General features: G+C 63.3%; 17 protein-coding genes and 1 pseudogene. 9 read left to right on the top strand and 9 right to left on the bottom strand.

Going from position 1 to position 19,338, the window contains the following annotated elements:
- Positions 1-46: 46 nt before the first annotated feature.
- The 3 genes from HDG37_RS00435 to HDG37_RS00445 are packed head-to-tail and all read right to left on the bottom strand — an operon-like array spanning position 47 to position 3,843.
- On the bottom strand, positions 47-346 hold the full coding sequence (locus HDG37_RS00435; RefSeq protein WP_184043439.1) for a helix-turn-helix transcriptional regulator: 300 nt from the start codon (positions 344-346) through the stop codon (positions 47-49).
- Positions 346-951, bottom strand: coding sequence for an AraC family transcriptional regulator (locus HDG37_RS00440; protein ID WP_184043441.1), 606 nt, complete (start codon positions 949-951; stop codon positions 346-348). The genes HDG37_RS00435 and HDG37_RS00440 overlap by 1 nt, the downstream gene beginning before the upstream one ends.
- A gap of 6 nt (positions 952-957) precedes the next feature.
- Positions 958-3,843 (bottom strand): 2-oxoglutarate dehydrogenase E1 component, encoded by a 2,886-nt coding sequence (locus tag HDG37_RS00445; RefSeq protein WP_184043443.1) that lies wholly within the window; start codon positions 3,841-3,843, stop codon positions 958-960.
- A 421-nt stretch (positions 3,844-4,264) separates the two neighbouring features.
- On the opposite strand from HDG37_RS00445, the gene HDG37_RS00450 reads away from it, so the two are divergent.
- The 8 genes and pseudogenes from HDG37_RS00450 to HDG37_RS40210 all read left to right on the top strand — a co-directional run.
- The gene (locus HDG37_RS00450) at positions 4,265-5,236 is read left to right on the top strand and encodes a GlxA family transcriptional regulator (RefSeq protein WP_184043445.1); all 972 of its coding nucleotides are present in this window, start codon (positions 4,265-4,267) and stop codon (positions 5,234-5,236) included.
- Complete coding sequence (gene mug / locus HDG37_RS00455) at positions 5,223-5,804, top strand: G/U mismatch-specific DNA glycosylase (protein WP_184043447.1); 582 nt, start codon at positions 5,223-5,225, stop codon at positions 5,802-5,804. Before HDG37_RS00450 ends, mug begins: the two co-directional genes overlap by 14 nt.
- A gap of 421 nt (positions 5,805-6,225) precedes the next feature.
- Positions 6,226-7,833, top strand: a complete 1,608-nt coding sequence (locus HDG37_RS00460) for an MFS transporter (RefSeq protein WP_184043448.1) — start codon at positions 6,226-6,228, stop codon at positions 7,831-7,833.
- 12 nt (positions 7,834-7,845) lie between these two features.
- Positions 7,846-8,922, top strand: coding sequence for an HlyD family secretion protein (locus HDG37_RS00465; RefSeq protein ID WP_184043450.1), 1,077 nt, complete (start codon positions 7,846-7,848; stop codon positions 8,920-8,922).
- Positions 8,919-10,442 (top strand): efflux transporter outer membrane subunit, encoded by a 1,524-nt coding sequence (locus HDG37_RS00470; RefSeq protein WP_184043452.1) that lies wholly within the window; start codon positions 8,919-8,921, stop codon positions 10,440-10,442. Before HDG37_RS00465 ends, HDG37_RS00470 begins: the two co-directional genes overlap by 4 nt.
- A gap of 92 nt (positions 10,443-10,534) precedes the next feature.
- Positions 10,535-11,764 carry an MFS transporter gene (locus HDG37_RS00475; protein ID WP_184043454.1) on the top strand — a complete coding sequence of 410 codons (1,230 nt, stop codon included), beginning with the start codon at positions 10,535-10,537 and terminating at the stop codon, positions 11,762-11,764.
- 48 nt (positions 11,765-11,812) lie between these two features.
- A complete protein-coding gene (locus tag HDG37_RS00480; protein WP_184043456.1) occupies positions 11,813-12,013 on the top strand; it encodes a copper chaperone in 201 nt (66 codons plus the stop codon).
- Between the two features lie 121 nt (positions 12,014-12,134).
- Positions 12,135-12,314, top strand: a pseudogene (locus HDG37_RS40210) (acetolactate synthase, large subunit, biosynthetic type); the annotation flags it as partial.
- Between the two features lie 84 nt (positions 12,315-12,398).
- Here the strand turns inward: HDG37_RS40210 and HDG37_RS00490 are convergent.
- The 4 genes from HDG37_RS00490 to HDG37_RS00505 form a co-directional block, all read right to left on the bottom strand.
- Positions 12,399-12,863, bottom strand: coding sequence for a RidA family protein (locus HDG37_RS00490; protein WP_184043460.1), 465 nt, complete (start codon positions 12,861-12,863; stop codon positions 12,399-12,401).
- A gap of 141 nt (positions 12,864-13,004) precedes the next feature.
- Positions 13,005-13,712: an SDR family NAD(P)-dependent oxidoreductase gene (locus HDG37_RS00495; protein ID WP_184043462.1), complete on the bottom strand. Its 708-nt coding sequence runs from the start codon at positions 13,710-13,712 to the stop codon at positions 13,005-13,007.
- 153 nt (positions 13,713-13,865) lie between these two features.
- Positions 13,866-14,558 (bottom strand): NnrU family protein, encoded by a 693-nt coding sequence (locus HDG37_RS00500; protein WP_184043464.1) that lies wholly within the window; start codon positions 14,556-14,558, stop codon positions 13,866-13,868.
- A 53-nt stretch (positions 14,559-14,611) separates the two neighbouring features.
- On the bottom strand, positions 14,612-15,775 hold the full coding sequence (locus HDG37_RS00505) for a Gfo/Idh/MocA family protein (protein WP_184043466.1): 1,164 nt from the start codon (positions 15,773-15,775) through the stop codon (positions 14,612-14,614).
- Positions 15,776-15,909: 134 nt separating this feature from the next.
- Here HDG37_RS00505 and HDG37_RS00510 point away from each other — a divergent pair, with 134 nt between their 5' ends.
- Entirely contained in the window at positions 15,910-16,722 is an 813-nt protein-coding gene (locus HDG37_RS00510; protein ID WP_184043468.1) for an IclR family transcriptional regulator, read from the top strand.
- Positions 16,723-17,260: 538 nt separating this feature from the next.
- Here HDG37_RS00510 and HDG37_RS00515 read toward each other — a convergent pair.
- Positions 17,261-18,289: an alpha/beta fold hydrolase gene (locus HDG37_RS00515; RefSeq protein WP_184043470.1), complete on the bottom strand. Its 1,029-nt coding sequence runs from the start codon at positions 18,287-18,289 to the stop codon at positions 17,261-17,263.
- Positions 18,290-18,318: 29 nt separating this feature from the next.
- Complete coding sequence (locus tag HDG37_RS00520; RefSeq protein WP_184043472.1) at positions 18,319-19,338, bottom strand: Gfo/Idh/MocA family protein; 1,020 nt, start codon at positions 19,336-19,338, stop codon at positions 18,319-18,321.

The raw sequence follows: 19,338 nt of genomic DNA on the forward strand, positions 1-19,338 counted from the left end.
TCTTCGGCGATGCGGACGAATATCCGCATCATGTTGAGCTTGTCCATTACAAATGCACGCGAATCTGATCCGTAAATGCCCGTATCAGTTCTTCATTGCGCGACAGGAAAATCCATTGGCCGACTCGCTTCGGAACCAGCAGTCCCGCTTCGACGAGCACGGCGATATGCATTGATACCGTCGACTGGGCCAGACCGCTGCGCGCCTGAATGGCGTGCACGGGTACGCCGCGGCCATGGTTGACATAGGCGTTCGGAAAGGTCTCGGCGGGGGCTCTCAACCACGCGAGGATGTCACGCCGCAGCGGATTCGCGAGCGCTTTGTGAATCAGGTTCGTGTCGATCATCAATTGTTCCGTGCGCGCTTGGCGCTTCGTGCCGGCGGCATCAACAACGCCGTGGCGATCGTTCCCGCAGCATGTTCGCCGAGGTCTTCCCGCACCAGCGACAGGGCGAGATGCATGCCCGCACTCGCGCCACCCGAGGAGTACAGGTTGCCATCCTTCAGGCAGCCAGGATTCGACATCACATGGACCAGCGGATATTCGGCCGCGAGGCGATCAGCGTCGCGCCAATGCGTGGTCAGCCAGCGGCGATCGGCGAGACCGGCTCTTGCAAGCAGAAACGCGCCGTTCGAAATGCAGGCGAGCCTTCGGGTCCTTGGCGCCGCATCGCTCAACCAGTCCACGAGTTCGCGATGCTCACGGACAGAACTGACCACCGGGGAGCCAGGCACCACGACGATATCGAATGGCGGGCGCGTATCGAACAGGCACTCGGTCGTACCCACGGCCGTCCCGTTCGACGAAAACACCGGCCCCCGCGACGGCCCGATCAGATGCGATTCATAGAGGACGCCGCCATACAGGCGGTTTGCCTGATGAAACACATCCATCGGACCGCTTACCTCGAGCAGTTGAAATCCCGCATAGAGCATCATCGCGACACGCATGCGCACTCAGCCGGTGAACGCTCGCGACACGAGCGCAGATTGTCTCGCCACATGCGCCGCATGCGATCCCGGCGCAGTCGATGCGCAAGCATCAGGTCCCGCGTACAGCAACGTCGTGCCGGCAGGCAGAATCTCGCGTAGCAGCGGCTCGACGAAACTCCATGCGCCCTGGTTGCGTGCTTGCTCCTGGCACCAGGCCACGCTCTTCAGGTTCGGGTAGCGGGCGAGCTCGGCGGCCAGTTGTTGCGCCGGAAACGGATAGAGCTGCTCGACGCGGATGATCGGGGTGTCGGTCATACCGGCGCTGCGGCGATGCTCGAGCAATTCGAAGTAGACCTTGCCGCTCGTCACGATCACACGCTCCACATCAGTCGCGCGCGACGCGTCGATCTGGGTGTCCGGCAGAACCTCCCGGAATTCGCCGTGACTCAACTCGTCGAACGTGCTGGTCGCTTCCGGGTGGCGCAGCAGCGACTTGGGCGTCATCACGACGAGCGGGCGCCGTTCAGAGGCGCGGGCCTGCATCAGCAGCAAATGGAACAGTTGCGCGGGCGTGGTCGGTTCCGCAACCCGCATATTGTTTTGGGCACTCAATTGCAGGTAGCGCTCGAGCCTCGCCGACGCGTGCTCGGGACCCTGGCCTTCCTGCCCGTGAGGCAGGAATAGCGTCAGGCCGCTGTGTTGTCCCCACTTGGCCGCGCCCGCCGCGATGAACTGGTCGATCACGACCTGCGCGCCATTGGCGAAATCACCGAATTGCGCTTCCCAGATCACCAGCGCATTGCGATTCACCGTCGAATAGCCATACTCGAATGCCAGCACGGCGGCCTCGGAGAGAATCGAGTTCGTCACGGTGAACCGGCCTTGGGTTGCGCCGATATGATCGAGTGGAACATAGACCCCATCGGGACGATTTATCCGTGTCTGATCGTGCAGAACTGCGTGCCGGTGATTGAACGTCCCGCGTGCGCTGTCCTGCCCGCTCAGTCGGATACTGATCCCGGCCACGAGCAACGATGCGAATGCCAGATGTTCGCCCATGCCCCAGTCGAGCTTGCGTTTTCCGGACGCCATCGCCTGACGCCCGTTCATCATCTTCCTGACGAGCGGATGCAGCGTCAGGTCCGCGGGGACGGTCGAGATCCGCTGCGCGAGGCCGCGCAGATCGTCGGCCGACGGGACGAGGTGGCGAGCCGGGCCTGTTTGCGCGGCTGAGCGCGAGCGCCTGCCGGCTTCCTCGTGCAGCGGCGAAGCATAGGAACCCACGGTTTCATGCGCGCGCTCGAAAAGTTCACGACGCGTGCTGACGTAGCGTTGCGCCTCGTCGGCCGTCAGCACGCCTTGCTGGATCAGCCGGTTCGCGTAGCGTGTCCTCACGCCTGGATGACTCGCGATCGAGCGATACATCAGCGGTTGAGTGATGGCGGGCGTGTCCTGTTCCTGATGCCCGTACTTGCGAAAGCAAACGAGATCGATGACGACGCTGCGTTTGAACGTGCTGCGATAGTCGAGGGCGAGCCGCGCCGCCATCGCGACCGCTTCGGGGTCGTCGCCATTGACGTGCAGGATCGGCGCCTCGATCATCTTCGCGACGTCCGTCGTATAGAACGACGAACGCGTGTCGCGCGGATCGGAAGTCGTGAAACCGATCTGGTTGTTGACGACGACGTGGACGGTGCCACCCGTGCCGTGTCCGCGCGTATAGGAAAGGCTCAGCGTTTCCATGACCACGCCCTGTCCGGTCATCGCCGCGTCGCCGTGAATTTCGACCGGCAGCACGTCGTCGCCGTCGGCGCTGCCGGTGAGATCCGCCTTCGCGCGCGCCATACCTTGCACGACCGGGTTCACGATTTCCAGATGCGACGGGTTGAACGCGAGCGTTACCTCAACCGGTCCGGCGTCGGTCACGACCGAACTGGTAAAGCCCTTGTGATACTTGACATCGCCGGCCGTCAGTTTTTCGGCGTCCTTGCCGTCGAATTCGTCGAACAGCGCGCGCAGCGGCTTGCCGACGACATTCACGAGCACATTCAAGCGGCCGCGGTGCGCCATGCCCATCACGAGCGCGCGCAGCTTCTTCGACGCGCCATACCGGACCAGTTCGTCGAGCAGCACGATCAACGACTCGCCGCCTTCGAGCGAGAAGCGCGTTTGTCCGACATAGCGCGCGTGCAGGTGTTTTTCGAGCCCCTCGGCTGCCCTCAAACGCTCCAGCAGCCGCAGTTTCTCAGCGACATGCAGCGACGGCGTGGCGCGCGTGGATTCGAGCCGTATCTGCCACCAGCGCCGCTGCTGCGCGTCGGCGAGGTGCATGAACTCGGCGCCGAGTGTGCCGGTGTACGTTTGCGCGAGCGCGGCAACGATATCCTTCAGCTTCGCGTCGTCTTCGAAGAGAAACGTGTCGGCGGTGCTGAACGTGGTCGACATATCGGCGGCCGACAGGCCGTAGTAGGCCGGCGTCAATTCGGCGTAGGAGCGTGGCGGCGTCCACGCCAGCGGGTCGAGATCGGCCACGCGCGCGCCGATCATCCGGAACGCGGCGATCAGCGTTTGCACCGCCACCTGCTTTCTCGCGAGGCCCAGAGCGTCGGCGGCCTCCTTGTTGGCCTGCTTATTGGCCTGCTTATCGGGCTCGCTACCGGCTTCGTTGCTGGCCGCGACGACGGCACGCGGCGTTCGTTTAGCCAGATCGACGAAGCTGGAGATCCCCGGTGCGTGCGGCTGGTCGTCACGATCGCTGCCATCGATGGCGGGGGTGTCGCGCAACGCGTCGAACCACGTCCGCCACTCGGCTGTGACCGCATTCGGGTCAGCCAGGTAAAGCTCATATTGCTCTTCGACGTAGGGGGCGTTGCCCCCGAACAGGAAAGAGCTCTGACGTTGCTTCAACATGATGAATCTGCCCTTGCTCGCTGTGCGGCCGTGAGCCGGCCGCAACATATGGAGTGACGACTATCGTTGCTTGTAGTCGCCCGCCGAACAGCCAGGCATCGACGCGCGTCACAAGCGCCGTCCTTGGCGGGAGAGCTCCCGGCACGCCCGGGTGATATGCCCTGGCCGCGGTCGTGTAGACAGTCTAGTTAATCGATGCTGTGGCGGAAATGCGAGGATGGTTAGTTCTTCTGCCAACTAGTCGAAGTTTTGGGCCACGCCCGCGGTCCTGGCTTACCTCGTGTCGGGCATCGTTGTGGCGAGAGATTTGTTCCGCCCAGACACAATAGTTTTTCCGGCCGCTGACGGCATCAGCGGCCGATGATGCGGTAAGCTGCCGCCACCGCATCGCAAACATAGTTCCCACCATGAAGGTCACGGCATGAAAGTCGCCATTGTTGTATTCGATGGTGTGCAGGCGCTGGATGTAGCGGGCCCACTCGATGTGTTCGCCGAGGCGAATACGTTTCTTCCCGAGCATCAGCGCTACGAGGTCACGCTGGTCGGACGCGAAGCGGGCACCGTGACCTGTTCGAATGGCATGCAACTGGCTGTTTCGTTTGGCTATGCCGACCGTGACATTCAATGGGACCTGCTGCTTGTCGCGGGCGGACCTCAGTTTCCCGATGCGCAGCCGTCGAATGAATTCCTGACGTGGTTGCAGAATCAGGCGCGCAGCGCGAGCCGCTTCGGCTCCGTATGCAATGGTGCATTCGTGCTCGCGCATGCGGGGCTGCTCGATGGCAAGGAGGTCACGACGCACTGGTCGGACGCGAATCGGCTGTCCAATGAATTTCCGCAAGCTAACGTGCAGCCGGATAGGATCTTCGTTCGCGACGGACGGCTTTTCACGTCAGCCGGCGTGACCGCAGGCATCGATCTGTGTCTGGCGCTCGTCGCCGAGGACTGGGGGCACGAACTCGCGGTGCGGGTCGCGAAGCGTCTGGTCGTGTATATCCAGCGCGAAGGCGGGCAGTCGCAGTACAGCCCCTATATCGGCGCGGGCAAGGACGAAGATCCGATCCTCCACAAGGTCTATCGATATGTGAGCGAGCATATTACCGAGACGCTGTCGATCGAGGAGCTTGCGAGCGCGGCGTCGGTGAGCCGCCGCACGTTGTCGCGGGTATTCGCGAAGCACGCGAAGATGACGCCCTCGGTATTCGTCGAGCAGGTGCGCGTCGATACGGCGAGAAAACTGCTCGAGGATACCGATGCTCCGCTGAAGACGGTCGCGTTCAATTGTGGCTTTCACAACGCCACGCACATGCGCACGACATTCTCGCGGCGGCTCAACGTCACGCCGAAGCAATATCGGATGCGATTCCGAGGGGAGGCGAGTGCGCAACAGTGAATTCACCGCGGAGCTGGCGGACGTGTCGTCGTTGACGAACGACGATTCGGCGCAATTCCTTCCCGACATTATTCAGCCCGGCTTGTCGATCCTCTTCTGCGGCATCAACCCGGGATTACGCGCGGCGTCGAAGGGGCACCACTTTGAAGGCAGGGGCAACCGGTTCTGGAGAGTTCTCCATCTCGCCGATTTCACGGACGAGGTGTTTCGCCCCGAGAACGACCGGCAGCTGTTGAATTGTGGATATGGTCTGACCACGGCGGTCTTACGTCCCACGGCTCGTGCGGACCAACTGTCGAAGGTGGAGATTCAAGCCGCCGCGGCGCAGTTCGAACTGAAGATTCGACACTACGCGCCGCGCTTCATCGCGTTTCTTGGCAAGGTGGCGCTCGCCCAAATGTCCGGCCAGCGTGATATCAAATGGGGCTTGCAAGCCCGCGATTTCGCCGGTGCGCGCGCATGGGTCCTGCCAAACCCAAGCGGCCTGAACCGAACGTTCAGCCTCGATGCACTCGTGAGCGCCTATCGTGAGCTCCGGTTTGCGGCGGAGCCGGCGCTTCCCGACTAGACGGCGGTTGTCGCCATACGCGCGCGTTGCCGCCGTTGCAGCGCGCTAAGCCTCGTCTCACGCTTTTGCCCGAGCCCATGCGGGTCGGTTCCACGCAGCCTGTAACGGCTGGTCGCGCATCAGCGTTCCGCTTGACTCAAACCAGCGCCTGAATCGCATGGCCCGTGACGAACCACGATGGTTCGTCACGATGCACGCTTTTCCGCCCATGCCGCGCGCGCGGCGCACAGCCGGTCGACACCGCACGGCCTGGCCAATTTTCCGTACTGGATGGCCCAAAACCCGCCTAGCCGAAGCTTTAAGAAATCGCCCTGATCTCTGACAATTAAGCAATCGGTGAACAGCAACGAAGAGCGGTGAGCCGACAGCTGACTATCCACGTCGGGCAGTAGAGCTAACTAAACCAGAGCGGGTGAAACCTATGACGACTGAAACGGAAGCGCCGAGTATCCCGCGATCGCTGGAACGCAATCCTGTACGCGTGGTAGCGGCGCCGCCCCGGACGGCTCCTGCGCAGGTGACTTTTACGGCGCGTATTGCGCTCGGGCTCGTCGGCATGCTGTTCGCATCGTTGCTGGCGATCCTGAACGAGCAGGTCACCGCGGCCGCGATGGCCGATCTCCAGGGCGCGTTCCTGATCGGACATGACGACGGCACCTGGCTCACTTCGCTGTTCGAAGCAGCGAACGTCGCGACGATGGTGTTTGCGCCGTGGTTCGGCATCACGTTCACGCTGAAGCGGTTCACGATCGGCGCCGTACTCGCGACGATGTTCTTCGGCTTGCTGTGCCCGTTCGCCCCGAACCTGCCGACGCTGTACGTGTTGCGCATCCTGCAGGGAATCGCGGGCGGAAGTCTTCCGCCGATGCTGATCATCGTGGCGCTGCGCTATCTGCCGCCCAATCTCAAGCTGTATGGCCTCGCCGGCTATGCGCTGACAGCGACCTTCGGGCCGGCCCTCGGCACGCCGCTCGCCGCGTTGTGGACGGAGTTCGTCAGCTGGCGCATGGCGTTCTGGCAGATCGTTCCGCTCGGCGTGCTGTGCTGCATCGCGATTCAGCGGGGGCTTCCCGCGGACCCGATGAAGCTCGAGCGGTTTCGCTCATTCGACTGGATCGGCTTCGTGACCGGATTTCCCGCCATCGCGATGCTGGTGATCGGTCTTTTGCAGGGCGATCGTCTCGACTGGTTCGATTCGGGGTTCATTCGCGTGATGTTCGGCGCGGGGGCGCCGCTGCTCGTTGCATTTCTCGTCAACGAATGGTGTCAGCCGGTGCCGTTTTTCAAGCTTCAACTGCTTGCGCGCAGGAATTTCGCGCATGGACTTTCGACCTTGCTCGGCACTGTGATCCTGCTGGTGGGTATGGCGGCAATACCGGGCCAGTATCTCGCGAAAGTCCATACGTACCGCCCGCTGCAGACCGCGCCGCTGTCGTTGTTTCTGGCCATCCCGCTGTTGATCACGCTGCCGCTGACGGCCGCTTTGCTGAATACGCGCCGCGCCGATCACCGCTGGGTGATCGCAACAGGTCTCGCGCTGATGCTCGTGACCTGCGCGATGGGAAGCTTCATGACTTCCGAGTGGATTCGTGACAACTTCTACCTGCTGCAATCGTTGCAGATCGTCGCGCAGCCGATGGTGATCCTGTCGATCCTGATGGGCGTGACGACGGGGCTGCCGCCCACCGAGGGTCCGTTCGCTTCGGCGATGTTCAATACCCTGAAGACGTTTTCCGCGGCGGTGGCAAGCGGGCTCATCGAAGGTGTGGGGACGGCGCGCGAGCATTTCCATTCGAGCATGCTGGTCGACCAACTGGGCAACCGCCCACTGATAGCGAATCAGGGCGTCGACGCGAACTACGGTCTGGGTCAGCTCGCGCACCGGATCCACGAACAGGCGGTCGTTCTGACTTCCGCCGATCTGTACCGCCTGATGGCGTGTGTCGCCGTTGCGCTTCTTCTGCTGGTTCCAGTGCTGCCGGTGCGTATCTATCCGCCGTGGAGCACGACGCCGCCTTCTTCGCATTGAGGAACGATTCCCATGTCATCGACTATGCCATCCCCATTGAAGATCTTTCGTGCTGCCGCGGTCATCGGCGTCGTCGGCCTCGCTGCATGGGGCTGTACGAGGCTGCTCGCGAGCCCGAATACCGAGTCCACCAACGACGCCTACGTCACCGCAGACTTCACGCTCGTCGCGCCGCGCGTCCCGGGCCAGATCACGGACGTACTGGTCAACGACAACGAGGACGTGAAAGCGGGCCAACTGCTCGTGCGCATCGATGACCGCGACTTTCGCGCGGCGTTGATGAGCGCCGAGGCGGAAGTGGTCGCGGCGAAGGCGTCGGTGGCGAACTTCGATGCGGAGATTGCGCGGCAGCCGTCACTGGTCGAGCAGGCGCGCGCGACGCTGCGCGCCGACGACGCATCGACCGGTTTTGCGCGGGCCAACGCGTCGCGCTACCAGAATCTGTCCGACGCCGGCGCGGGGACGGCGCAGGAACAACAACGCGCTTCGAGCACGCTCGCTCAGCAGCTTGCGCAGCAGTCGCACGACCAGGCGGCTTTGCTGGCCACCGAGCAGGATCTGGACGTGCTGCGCACGCAGCGCGACAAGGCCGCGGGCGCGCTGGAACACGCCGAGGCGGTGCTCGAGCAGGCGAAGCTCAACCTCTCGTACACGGAGATCCGCGCGCCCGTCGACGGCAAAGTCGGCCGCCGTTCGGCGCGGGTCGGCGCATTCGTGACGCCGGGCGCGCCGGTCCTGGCGATCGTGCCGCTGTCGGACGCGTACGTGGTCGCCAACTTCCAGGAGAGCCAGATCAGCAATATGCGACCGGGCGAAAGCGTACGCGTGACGGTGGATAGCCTGGCCGGTGTAGTGATCCGCGGCCGTGTCGATAGCCTCGCGCCGGCGACCGGCGTCAGCTTTGCGCCGATCGCGCCCGACAACGCCACCGGCAACTTCACGAAGGTCGTGCAGCGGGTGCCCGTCAAGATCACGATCGATCGCGGCCAGGCGAGTGCATCGGCATTGAGCGTGGGCCTCTCGGTCGAAGCGGACGTCGTGGTGGGTCACAGTGGCGAAGCGACGGCCGAGGGAGCGGAAAAAGAATGAACACGAGCCAATACTCTGCGCGCGCGATCGTCGCGGCGCTTCTGACCTGTGTCGCGCTGACGGCGTGCACGGTGGGTCCGGATTTCGTACGTCCACAGACGGCCACGCCGCAGGTCTTCGAGCGCACGCAAACCGCGCAGTCGCCGAGCCGGGCGATGGAAGCCCAGTTCGGTCCGGATTGGTGGACGCTGTTCAACGATCCGGTACTGAACCAGTTGGAAAAGCAGCTGGCCGACGCCAACCTCGACGTGGCCGCGGCCTCCGCGCGTTTGCTGCAAAGCCGGGCCGAGCGGCGCGTTGCCGGCGCCGCCGAATACCCGACGCTCGACGGCGCCGCCTCGTACAACCGCGAACGCGGCAGCGAAAACGGCATCCTGTCGCTGCTCGGCGTCACGCCGACGCAAAGTCAGCCGCAATCGGCTTCCGGCAGCGCGCCGCTCGGCGTGGCCCCGTTGCCGGGCTCGGCGGGCTCGCCCGCCTATAACCTGTATCAGACCGGGTTCGATGCGTCGTGGGAGATCGATCTGTGGGGGCACGTGCGACGCAGCGTCGAAGCGGCGAGCGCGCTGTCCCAGGCTTCGTACGAGGACCGCAACGCGGTGCTGTTGAGCGCGCGCGCGGAACTGGCGCGCGACTATATCGAGCTGCGCAACACGCAGGATCTGCTGCAGATCGCGACACAGAACCTCGACCTCGCCAACGATGTGCTGAAGCTCACGCGGGTTCGCGCGCATGAAGGCGTCACGACCGATCTCGACGTGTCGAACGCTGCCGCGCAGGTGGAAAACATCGAAAGCCTGATTCCGACGCTGGAGTCGCACTGCGAGACCACCATCAACGCGATCGGGCTGCTGCTCGGGCAGGAACCCGGTGCGCTGCGGCAGACGCTTGCCGAACCGCGCGAGGTGCCGGTGCTGCCCGCGCAGGTGCCGATCGGCTTTCCGTCCGAGCTCGTGCAGCGCCGGCCCGATATCCGCAAGGCGGAGGCGGAGCTGCATGCTGCAACCGCGACCGTCGGCGTCGCGAAGGCCGATTTCTATCCACGCATCACGCTGAACGGCAGCGCGGGGTTTCAGAGTCTTCAATTGTCGAATCTCGCCAGCTGGGCGTCCGGGCAGTTCGTCGTTGGGCCTTCGATTTCGTTGCCGATATTCGAGGGAGGCCGTCTGAAGGGCACGCTTGAACTGCGTGAAGCACAACAACAGGAAGCTGCAATCGTCTACCGGCAGACGGTGCTACGCGCGTGGCGGGAAGTCGACGATTCGCTCGTCACCTACGACGCCGAACAACGCCGCCGCGATCGGCTCGCCACGGCCGTCAGCATGAACGAGCGCGCGCTAGCCGTTGCGCGGGAACGCTACAAGGCGGGCGCGCTCGACTATCTCGACGTGCTGAACGTGCAGCGGCAATTGCTCGAAGCGCAGAGCAATCTGCAGAAGAGCAAAGCCACCGCCGCGACCAATCTGATCACGCTCTGTAAAGCGCTCGGAGGGGGATGGGAGTCGACCTACGGCGGATAACGGGCAACGGGCCGCTCGCCGTTCAAAACTGGAACCCGGATCGCGGCATGTCGCTGCGAATACCGGAGCGAACGAACAACAAGGAGCTGGTCATGCGCGACTCAACCCACTTAGCCGATAGTGCCGCCACGCCCGCATTCGCATCGCGCGGCAAGATCGTCATGATGGCGATCATCGCCGGCGCGGTGATCACCAACATTTACTGCACGCAGCCGATCCTGCCGCTGATCGCCGCGGGTCTGCGCGTCGACGTGACGACCGTCGATCTCGTCGCCGCCGCGGCACTGCTCGGTTTTTCGAGCGGGCTCGCGTTGCTGTTGCCGCTCGGCGACCGGTTCGATCGCCGCAAGCTCGTGCTGATCCAGATCGCGCTCGCCTGCGTGTTCGGCGTCGCCGCGGCCGTCGCGCCCGGCATCTGGGCGCTCGTCGCGGCGTCGTTCGGCCTCGGCATCGTGAGCTGCGTTCCGCAGCAGCTGGTGCCGTTCGCCGCCGTGATGTCGTTGCCAAGCGAGCGCGGGCGTAACGTCGGCACCGTCGTGAGCGGGATCATGGTCGGCATCCTGACCGGCCGTACCATCGCCGGCGTGATCGGTACGGCGTATGGATGGCGCGCGGTGTACGTCGCCGAAGCGGCCTTCATGGTGCCGGTCTGGATCGCGGCCGCGGCCCTGCTGCCGCGCGGCGTGCCGTCGACGAATCTCTCCTATGGGCGCCTGCTCGCTTCGCTGTGGCCGCTCGCGAGGGACAATCGGCCGATCCGGGAATCGATGCTGATCCAGGCCTTGCTGTGGGCCTGCTTCAATGCGTTCTGGGTCAATCTCGCCGCGCTTCTCGCGAGCGGACCGTGGCATCTCGGCAGCGCATGGGCAGGCGGCTTCGGCGTGATCGGCGCGGCCGGCGCGTTCGCCGCTTCACTCGGCGGCAATGCGACCGATCGCGTCGGATTCCGCAAGGTGATCGGCGCTAGTATCGGCATCGTCACGCTCGCGTATCTGCTGCTGTCGGGCGCGGCGAACTCGCTGACGCTGTTGATCGTGGGCGTGATCGTGCTCGATATCGGCGTGCAGTCCGGTCTCGTATCGAACCAGACGCGCGCGTTCGCGGTCGATCCGAAAGCGCAGGGCCGCATCAATAGTCTTTATATGACGGCCACCTTTTTCGGCGGTGCGCTCGGTGCGACGGTCAGCGGTTGGTTGATGACACGCTATTGCTGGACGGGCATCGTCGCGTTCGGTATCGCGCTCGGCATTCTCGCCGCCGCGATTCACTGGATCGGCACGCCTCGCGGGACGGTGGTCGAGGTTCAGGCGAGCCCGGATTGATCGCGAGCCGCCGCCTGGTTCGAACGTTGCTGACTGGGGAGGTGAAACATGAAGTTCTCGATGAAAACTGAAATCCGTGCAGATGATGTGACCAAGCTCGAGCTTGCGATGAAGTCGGTCGATCCCGACGCGAAAGTCGAGGTCGACGTTGGCACGCAAAGCGTGAGCGTCGACTCGTGGCTGATGCCCGAGGAGTTTCTCGTCGCGTTCTACGACGACAACTACGAAGTGGCCGTCAAGGAGTGGTGACTCCAACGACGCCCGCGCGCGTATCGCGGCGGGCGGATCGCTGACGCCAGGCATGGGCCGCGGCGCGATTGCCGCCGCCATCCGAAGCCGCTTCGTCGTAACCGAGCGCCGCGCCGACGAATCGCTCGCTGAACTGGAACAGAAACTCAGGGCGTTCATCGAATTCGCCGGACCGGCGTTCCTCGAAGTCATGATCGACCAGAACGCCGATGTGTTTCCCATGGTCGGGCCGGGACAAAGCTATGCGGAGATGATCATCGGGCCTTTCATCCCGTCTCGCGATCAGCGGGAGGCTGGCGGCAAGCACGTTCGGAAGCGTTTGGAGGCGTTTCGAGGCCCGCGCCGCCAAGCGGGAAGGGCGTGCGTCACGCCTGGCGCGCGTCGATCAGGCGGGCAGGATTTCGGCGATGACGACGATCACGACAGCGGCGTCGGCGGGACCCTGGCTATGCGAGAACGCTGAACGCGCATGTCCCGCTTTGTCGCCGAGCACGGCGGCGAACAGATCCGAAGCGCCGTCGACCACGGCAGGCTGCCCGTAGAAACCATCGGCGGAACTGACGTGCCCGTCGACGCGAACGATGTGATGCAGGCGCTCGAAACCGCCGAGATGACGCGAGATCTGCGCGAGTACGTTGAGCGCCGCGAGTTGGGCAGCCTTGCGGCCCTCTTCGAGCGTCAGGTTCTCGCCGACACGCCCCGAATAGACCATTTTGCCGTCGGACAGCGGCACCTGTCCCGAGATGAAAAGCAGGTTTCCGGCTTCGCTGACAGCCGTATAGCTGCCCAGCGGCTGCGGAGGCGAGGGCAGTTCGAGACCGAGTTCTGCGAGTTTCTGTTGGACGGACATGGTGGGGCTCCTTGAGTGTGGCGTCGAGCGCGCGAATCAGATCATGCGCGCAATGTGCGGACACCCGCACTGACGATCAATCGCGTCATGGGTGCGGGTGTGGGTCGGCTTGCCGGGCGAGTGCGGGTGACGCCAGACCATTTACTGGCCTGCGCTCTGGCCGCCGTCCACATGCAGGATCTCGCCGGTCACGAACGGTGCGGAGTCGAGATAGAGGATCGCATTGACGATGTCGCTCATGTCGCCCATGCGCCCGACCGGGTGCATCCCGGCGAGCGTCGCGTGTGATTCGGCGGGATGCATCGGCGACTTGATGATGCCGGGCGACACCGCGTTGGCGCGGATACCGGCGCGCGCATATTCGATGGCGAGCGAACGCGTCGCGGCATTCAGGCCGCCCTTCGTCAACGACGCGAGCACCGACGGAACCTTGCTGTTCGCCTTTTCGGCGAGCGTCGTGGTAATGCTGACCACGTGACCGCTGCCGTGCTTCTGCATCGCGTCGATCGCGTACTGGGTAATGTAAAAGAAGCCGTTCAGGTTGACGTTCAGGATCGCCGCGTAGTCTTCGGCGGTGTACTGCGTGAACGGCTTCGCGATGAAGATTCCCGCGTTGTTGACGAGCGTATCGACACGTCCGAAGTGCTCGATGGCAGCGTCGACGACACGGCGGGCGCTAGCGGCGTCGCCGATGTCGCCGGCCACGGCGACATAGTCGGCCTCGACGGCCGGTGCGATGGAACGAGCCGTGGCGACGACACGATGCCCCTGCGCGCGGAAGGCTTTGACGGTTTCAGCGCCGATGCCTTGCGATGCGCCGGTGACGATGACGACTTTGGAAGTGCTCATGGTTTGTCTCACAGTGTGATTGATCCGGCCTGCTGGCCATTCGAATCGATGGACCCGATGGAGGGCACTGTAGGCGCATCCGCCGCGAATTCGAACACACACCGTGGACAAAGAGTCTTGCGCCACGAGAACAAATCTCGTGGAATCTGCCGGCTAGAGCCAGCGCCAGATGCCCGCGGGCCAACCGGAGAGCGGGATATGCGCCCAGGTCGCGACGAGCCAGAAAACGACGCCGCCCACCAGCGCGTGCATGCCGAACCCGCCCAGCCGCGCGCGGCCGGCGGCGATCGCCGCGAACGGCAGATAGCTCGTCTTCGATTCCCATGCGGGCCACAGATCGGGTTGCAGACGCCGTTTCTTGCGGTCCTGTAACGCGGCACCGACCAGCGCGAGGATGATGATCGCCCCGGCAAGCACGATGTTCCGGGTGACCGGGAACACGGCGATATGGCACAGTCCCCAAAGCGCGAACGACCACATCATCGGGTGACGGGTCACTGCGTACACGCCGCGCGCCGCGTCGGGAAACGCGGTGGGCCGGCCGCCGGTGGGCAACGCCGGGTTGCGGATCAGGGAGCCCATCAGAAGGATCGACGCGATCAGCATGAGCACGGTCACAACTGCCCACAGCGCGTTGCCTGCCGGCCATAGCGGCGCGGAGACGGGCGTCCTGTCGTAAGCCACGACCATCCAGCCGAACGTCAGTATCGCAATCAGCGAATAGACGCCCATGGCACCCCGTTCGCCGATTGCCCGGACCATACCCGCCCGCAGCGGATGGGACAGGAGAAAGTGGCTGGCGACAAAAGCGAATGCCGCCACGACGAGTGTGTCGATGCTTTCCATTGGCCCGGCTCCTCAAGTCAGATGATCGGTCGACCGCGTGCATTGCGAGAATACTACTTCGCGCGCCACAACGAATGCAGCGATCGCTTCGCGAGTTTCGATGGCCGCGCGCCGCAAAACCTTGATTGGCAGTGTCGTCGCAATGGCCGGGACACTCGCCATCGCATCGACTGCGCAAGCGGGGCAATGGGCCGCCAACCATCCCCGGCGCGTCGAAGTGAACAACCGTCTTGCCAACCAGAACAATCGCATCCGTCGAGAGGTTCAGGATCGGCAAATGTCGAGAGGCGAGGGCGGGCGCGCGTGGTGCGGTCTTCCGCAAGCGGCGAAGAGCGGCCCCTTGGCGGCGGAGTTAAGGTCTGCGTTGAAATTTGACTCGCACAACAACTCGTCGCAAGGCGTAGAGCCGTTAGGCGGCAACGGTCCTGGAAGGCATTGTCGACCGGTTCTGGTGCGCCGTCGTTGGCTACAGAGCGGTATCCTGCCTCGACGACAGCGATCGCATGCTCGGCCTCGCGCAACCCTGCAACGGGAGGACAACCACTCGCCAGATCGGCCCAGCTGCGCCTTAAGAACACCGAATAAAACTCGTCCGTGTTGTACTCCACCTTCGTGGCGCGCCCCTGCTGTTGGCCCCGCGCTTTGATGTAAAGCTGGTCGGCATAACCCCGGACGTAGGAGGAGGTATGCGAGATGGAAAACGCGAAGTCTCGCTGATCCTCCGCTGTTGATGGATACAGGTAACCCGTTTCAATCACGCCGATTTGTCCCGCAGCGTTTCGGCACGTGAACACGGCTTGCTCCTCGACGGTCACATCAGGTCGATACGTTCGCATCTGCGCCGAGACGTGGGTGATGGGGCTGTTTGTGAGGGACGAGATCAGGTCGATGAAATGAACCCCGACATTCAACGTGGACCCTCCACCTGCGTGCCGTTTATCCAGCATCCAGCTGCACCCGCCGCGCTCGTACCGAGCTATCGGGCCAACGATGAACCTGAACGCGAGATGCTGGAATCCCTCCGGCGTAAATCCATTCGCGGGCAAAAGACGGGCAGCCAGATCGCTCACGCGCATGATGAAGGGAACACTGACGTACACGCCGTGCTTCTCCGAGAGTTGCCGGACCCGACGGACCTCCTGGAGATTAAGCCCGCAAGGCTTCTCGATGAGAAACGGAATGCCGCGGGTAATCAGCCGCTCGGCGAGTTCCGCCATCTCCGAGTGGCGCTTGCCGTGGGGCTCAAGCGGGGTGTTCAGTGTTCATCACTCGTCTCCGTTTTGATTGACTTTCCGGTGTTGGTTGTCTAGTGTGGTAACACCGTTCCATTAAGAATCATGTTGCGTCAATTATGAGAGTTGTCAAGGGTGCAGTTGACCGGTCGCTACAGGCGATCGAGTTGCTCGCACGTGAGGCGCGCTGGATGCGCATCTCCGATATCGCCGCCGAACTCGGGCTGGAGAAGGGCCCCGCGCATCGCGTACTCGCGCAACTGTGCGAGCAGGGCTGGGCGGAACAGGATGAACAGACCTCCCAGTACCGTCTGACCTTGAAGCTGTCCCTGCTCGGTCAGCGGTACCTGCATGGGCTTGGTCTACCGGGTCTGGTGCAGCCGATCCTCGATGAGGTCGCGGGTCAGTGCCGCGAGCTGGTCCGGCTGACGGTGGTCAACGAAGGAACACTCGCGTGGCTGGCAGCGTCCCAGGGCGCGGCACCGGGCCTGATGTATTCGCCGTCCATGCATAGTCCCATCGTCTTGCATGCCACATCGGTTGGCAAGGCGTGGCTGGCTGGAATGCCGAACGACCAGGCAATCGAATACGCCCTGCGTGGTGGACTCGGAAAAGCGTCCGCCGCGGGCGCATGGACGCCGAAGGCCATTACCAGCGTCGAGCAGCTGATTCCGGAGTTGGAGCGGACCAGGCAGCGTGGCTATGGCCTTGTCGTCGAAGAGGCCGAGCCGGGTGTCGTCGCATTGGCGGTGCTGGTGCGTGCGCTGCCTGACGGTGCGGTGGTCGGCACCATGAGCATTGCCGGGCCGGTCACACGGGTTCAGCCGGAGCGTTACGAGGCCTTTTACGCGCTATTGCAGCAAGCGTCCGCGAAGCTGGGTGCCGTATGGCCGCGCCAGAGCGTCGGTGCGGATGTGAGTGAGGCGGCATGAGCACGCCGGATGCAGATCAGGCTGTCGGGCGACTCGCCGCGCTGGATGAGCAGGCAGCACGCCTTCTCGTCACGGCGCGCCAGCGAGGCAAGCGTCGCTCAGCTTATGCAATGGGGCAATACTCGTGACCGACAACGCCAAAAGGGTCAGCCATATTCGCAGACTTACAACCGGGAATCGGCTGGAACGATAGTTTGGGGCCCCAAGGCCGCCGACATTCAATGATCGCACCGGAGTTCATTTCGGACTGCGGAGCGGACGCTTCCATTCGTCCCGCTGCGCCTCTGTGGCGCAACGGGCCTTGGCGCCAGTTCGCTTGATCCACGAGCGGCAGAAACGAGCACCGCAGCGACAACACCATCGGGCGGACGCTCAAGGCGGACGCGAGGGCAGCGTATGCGTCACATCCCGCTGCCGCACGGCGACAGCAACAGCCCATCGCCGAACGGAACATGGTCGTTGCTCGAAAGACATGTTGTGTAGGTCCAGCTCAATAGCGAGGCGCCGGACGAAGGGGCGCCGTATTGTCCGGTCAGCATCACCTGGAGGCGCGGCGTGGGGCTGATTGCAGCAGTTCCTGCAACTCGGCTTTGTAGAAACGCGCCAGGCCGTTGGTACCGTGACCGCACGTATCCTCGCTGGCAGGGATCAAAAGCAGCCGGCCGTGGCGCACATGCTGCATCGCGTGCTCCATCAGACCGGTCTCGGGCGGATAGCGTTCGTCATCGGCCGCGTTGATGGCGAGCACCATAGCCCGGATCTGCTCCAGGCCGGGCGCCGGGTTATAGCCGCGCGAGGCACCCCATTGATATAAGAAGTCGTTGGCATCCAACGTGAAAGGCTGGGCCAACAGGGTGTCCAGGAAGTTGTCGGCCAACTCCATTGTCGGAGCCGCTTTCTGGTAGGCCAGCGTGCCGCCGTTGGTGGCCAGCGCGAAGAACGCGCTGGCAATGCGCAAGGAGCGGGGCGGGCTGGCGTAATTGCCATCCAGGTACTCCGGGTCGTCGCGGACCATCTCGGTGAGCATGCGGCGCAGCATCCAGTTGCGGCCCGACATCTCGGTCGGTTGCGACGCCATTGGCACCAGCGCGTCCATGAAGTCCGGATATCGCACCGCCCAGATCCATGCGTGCATGCCGCCCATCGAGTTGCCGATCAGCAGGCGCAAGTGTCTGATGCCCAGCCCCTCGGTCAGGAGCCTGTACTGCGCGAGCACCATGTCGTCGTAGTTGTAAGCCGGGAACCGCGTGCGCAGCCCGTCCGACGGCCTGGACGATCCGCCGGCTCCAATTCCGTCCGGGAGGACGATGAAATAATTGTGGGCATCAAGCGGCTGTCCGGGCCCGAACAGCTCTCCCGCGAACGCGGGCGTCAGCATACTGGCGCCTGTGCCCGTCGTGCCGTGCAGGACCAGGACCGGCTCGCCGGACGGGTCGCCGATGGTTCGGTAGTGTAGCCGCACCTCCGGCATCACCTCCCCGGTGTGGAAACGGAAGTCTCGCGCGATCCAGTCGCCTTCCTTCGGTGCAGGATAATCGGCCAAATTGCAATATCTCGTTAGCGGCATAGGCGTGCGACGCAATCCGATGGCCTGGATTACCCGGAAATCGGTTCAAGAGTCTGAAGCGCACCCCCCTGCCGAGCAGAAGCGTAGGCCGCATCCATGACCTGCATCATCGCCTCGGCGTCGCGCAAGGACGCGATCGGCCTTGCACCTGTGCGGCATTCACCAAGCACTCGCTTGACGAATAGTGGGTAGTAAATGTCGGTCTCTAACTGGAGACGGCGACTGCGAGTGCCGGCGGCAAGATTGTTCCGGTCCCGAATCTCGATCCGGTCGGGGCCCGATTTTGCGTACATGCGATCGGATGAAAGGGTGAAGGAGAATTCGCGCTGCTCGTCCTGAGTACTGGGAAAGCTGTATCCGGTCTCCACGAGCCCGATCACGCCGTCTTCGGTTTGCATTGTCAGCAACGAGTAGTCCTCGACGGCGCCTCGATGCGTTCGGGAGTTCATGGTAGCGGAGACTCGCGCGACTTCTTTGCCGGTCAGTAATCTGAAGAGATCGATGAAGTGGGTTGCGACATTGATCGTGGATCCGCCTCCGGAAAACACAGGATCGAGTGCCCAACCTGCGCCTGCAGCTTCATAACGACCAGGCGGACCTACAATGAAACGGAACGACATGTAGTTAAAGTCCGACGGTATGCAGTCCTCCGCATCTTCCAGTGCGCCGAGCAACTCGCTCATCCGGAAGATCAACGGTACGGCGCAATAAAGATTGGCTTCCTCGGTCAGTTTGCGCAGCCGCGTGACCTGCGACATGTTTACGCCGCAGGGTTTCTCCAGCGCGAACGGAATTTTTCGTTCGATCACCGCCTCCGCGAGCGTCGGCATTTCGGAATGCCGCCCAAACACAAACGCGAAATCGACATCCTCGCGCTCGAGCAACTCATACGCCGACGAGTACAACGTGCTCCCAAAGCGCGCGGCAATTGCCTGTCCTTTTACTTGCTCCGCATCTGAAACGGCTACCACCTGGATACCGGGCGCCTCAAGCGCATCGAGATAGAGCGGGACATGCCAATGGCTGGCCTCCAGCAATGCGACTTTCAT

The organism is Paraburkholderia sp. MM5384-R2 (assembly GCF_014201025.1).
GTDB classification, from domain to species: domain Bacteria; phylum Pseudomonadota; class Gammaproteobacteria; order Burkholderiales; family Burkholderiaceae; genus Paraburkholderia; species Paraburkholderia tuberum.

Coding starts and splice junctions, on each gene's coding strand:
- HDG37_RS00500 (WP_184043464.1), bottom strand. CDS start 14,558: ATGGAAAGCATCGACACACTCGTCGTGGCGGCATTCGCTTTTGTCGCC.
- HDG37_RS00475 (WP_184043454.1), top strand. CDS start 10,535: ATGCGCGACTCAACCCACTTAGCCGATAGTGCCGCCACGCCCGCATTC.
- HDG37_RS00480 (WP_184043456.1), top strand. CDS start 11,813: ATGAAGTTCTCGATGAAAACTGAAATCCGTGCAGATGATGTGACCAAG.
- HDG37_RS00490 (WP_184043460.1), bottom strand. CDS start 12,863: ATGTCCGTCCAACAGAAACTCGCAGAACTCGGTCTCGAACTGCCCTCG.
- HDG37_RS00515 (WP_184043470.1), bottom strand. CDS start 18,289: ATGCCGCTAACGAGATATTGCAATTTGGCCGATTATCCTGCACCGAAG.
- HDG37_RS00450 (WP_184043445.1), top strand. CDS start 4,265: ATGAAAGTCGCCATTGTTGTATTCGATGGTGTGCAGGCGCTGGATGTA.
- HDG37_RS00505 (WP_184043466.1), bottom strand. CDS start 15,775: ATGGCGGAACTCGCCGAGCGGCTGATTACCCGCGGCATTCCGTTTCTC.
- HDG37_RS00520 (WP_184043472.1), bottom strand. CDS start 19,338: ATGAAAGTCGCATTGCTGGAGGCCAGCCATTGGCATGTCCCGCTCTAT.
- HDG37_RS00445 (WP_184043443.1), bottom strand. CDS start 3,843: ATGTTGAAGCAACGTCAGAGCTCTTTCCTGTTCGGGGGCAACGCCCCC.
- HDG37_RS00460 (WP_184043448.1), top strand. CDS start 6,226: ATGACGACTGAAACGGAAGCGCCGAGTATCCCGCGATCGCTGGAACGC.
- HDG37_RS00495 (WP_184043462.1), bottom strand. CDS start 13,712: ATGAGCACTTCCAAAGTCGTCATCGTCACCGGCGCATCGCAAGGCATC.
- HDG37_RS00470 (WP_184043452.1), top strand. CDS start 8,919: ATGAACACGAGCCAATACTCTGCGCGCGCGATCGTCGCGGCGCTTCTG.
- HDG37_RS00440 (WP_184043441.1), bottom strand. CDS start 951: ATGCGTGTCGCGATGATGCTCTATGCGGGATTTCAACTGCTCGAGGTA.
- HDG37_RS00510 (WP_184043468.1), top strand. CDS start 15,910: ATGAGAGTTGTCAAGGGTGCAGTTGACCGGTCGCTACAGGCGATCGAG.
- HDG37_RS00435 (WP_184043439.1), bottom strand. CDS start 346: ATGATCGACACGAACCTGATTCACAAAGCGCTCGCGAATCCGCTGCGG.
- HDG37_RS00465 (WP_184043450.1), top strand. CDS start 7,846: ATGTCATCGACTATGCCATCCCCATTGAAGATCTTTCGTGCTGCCGCG.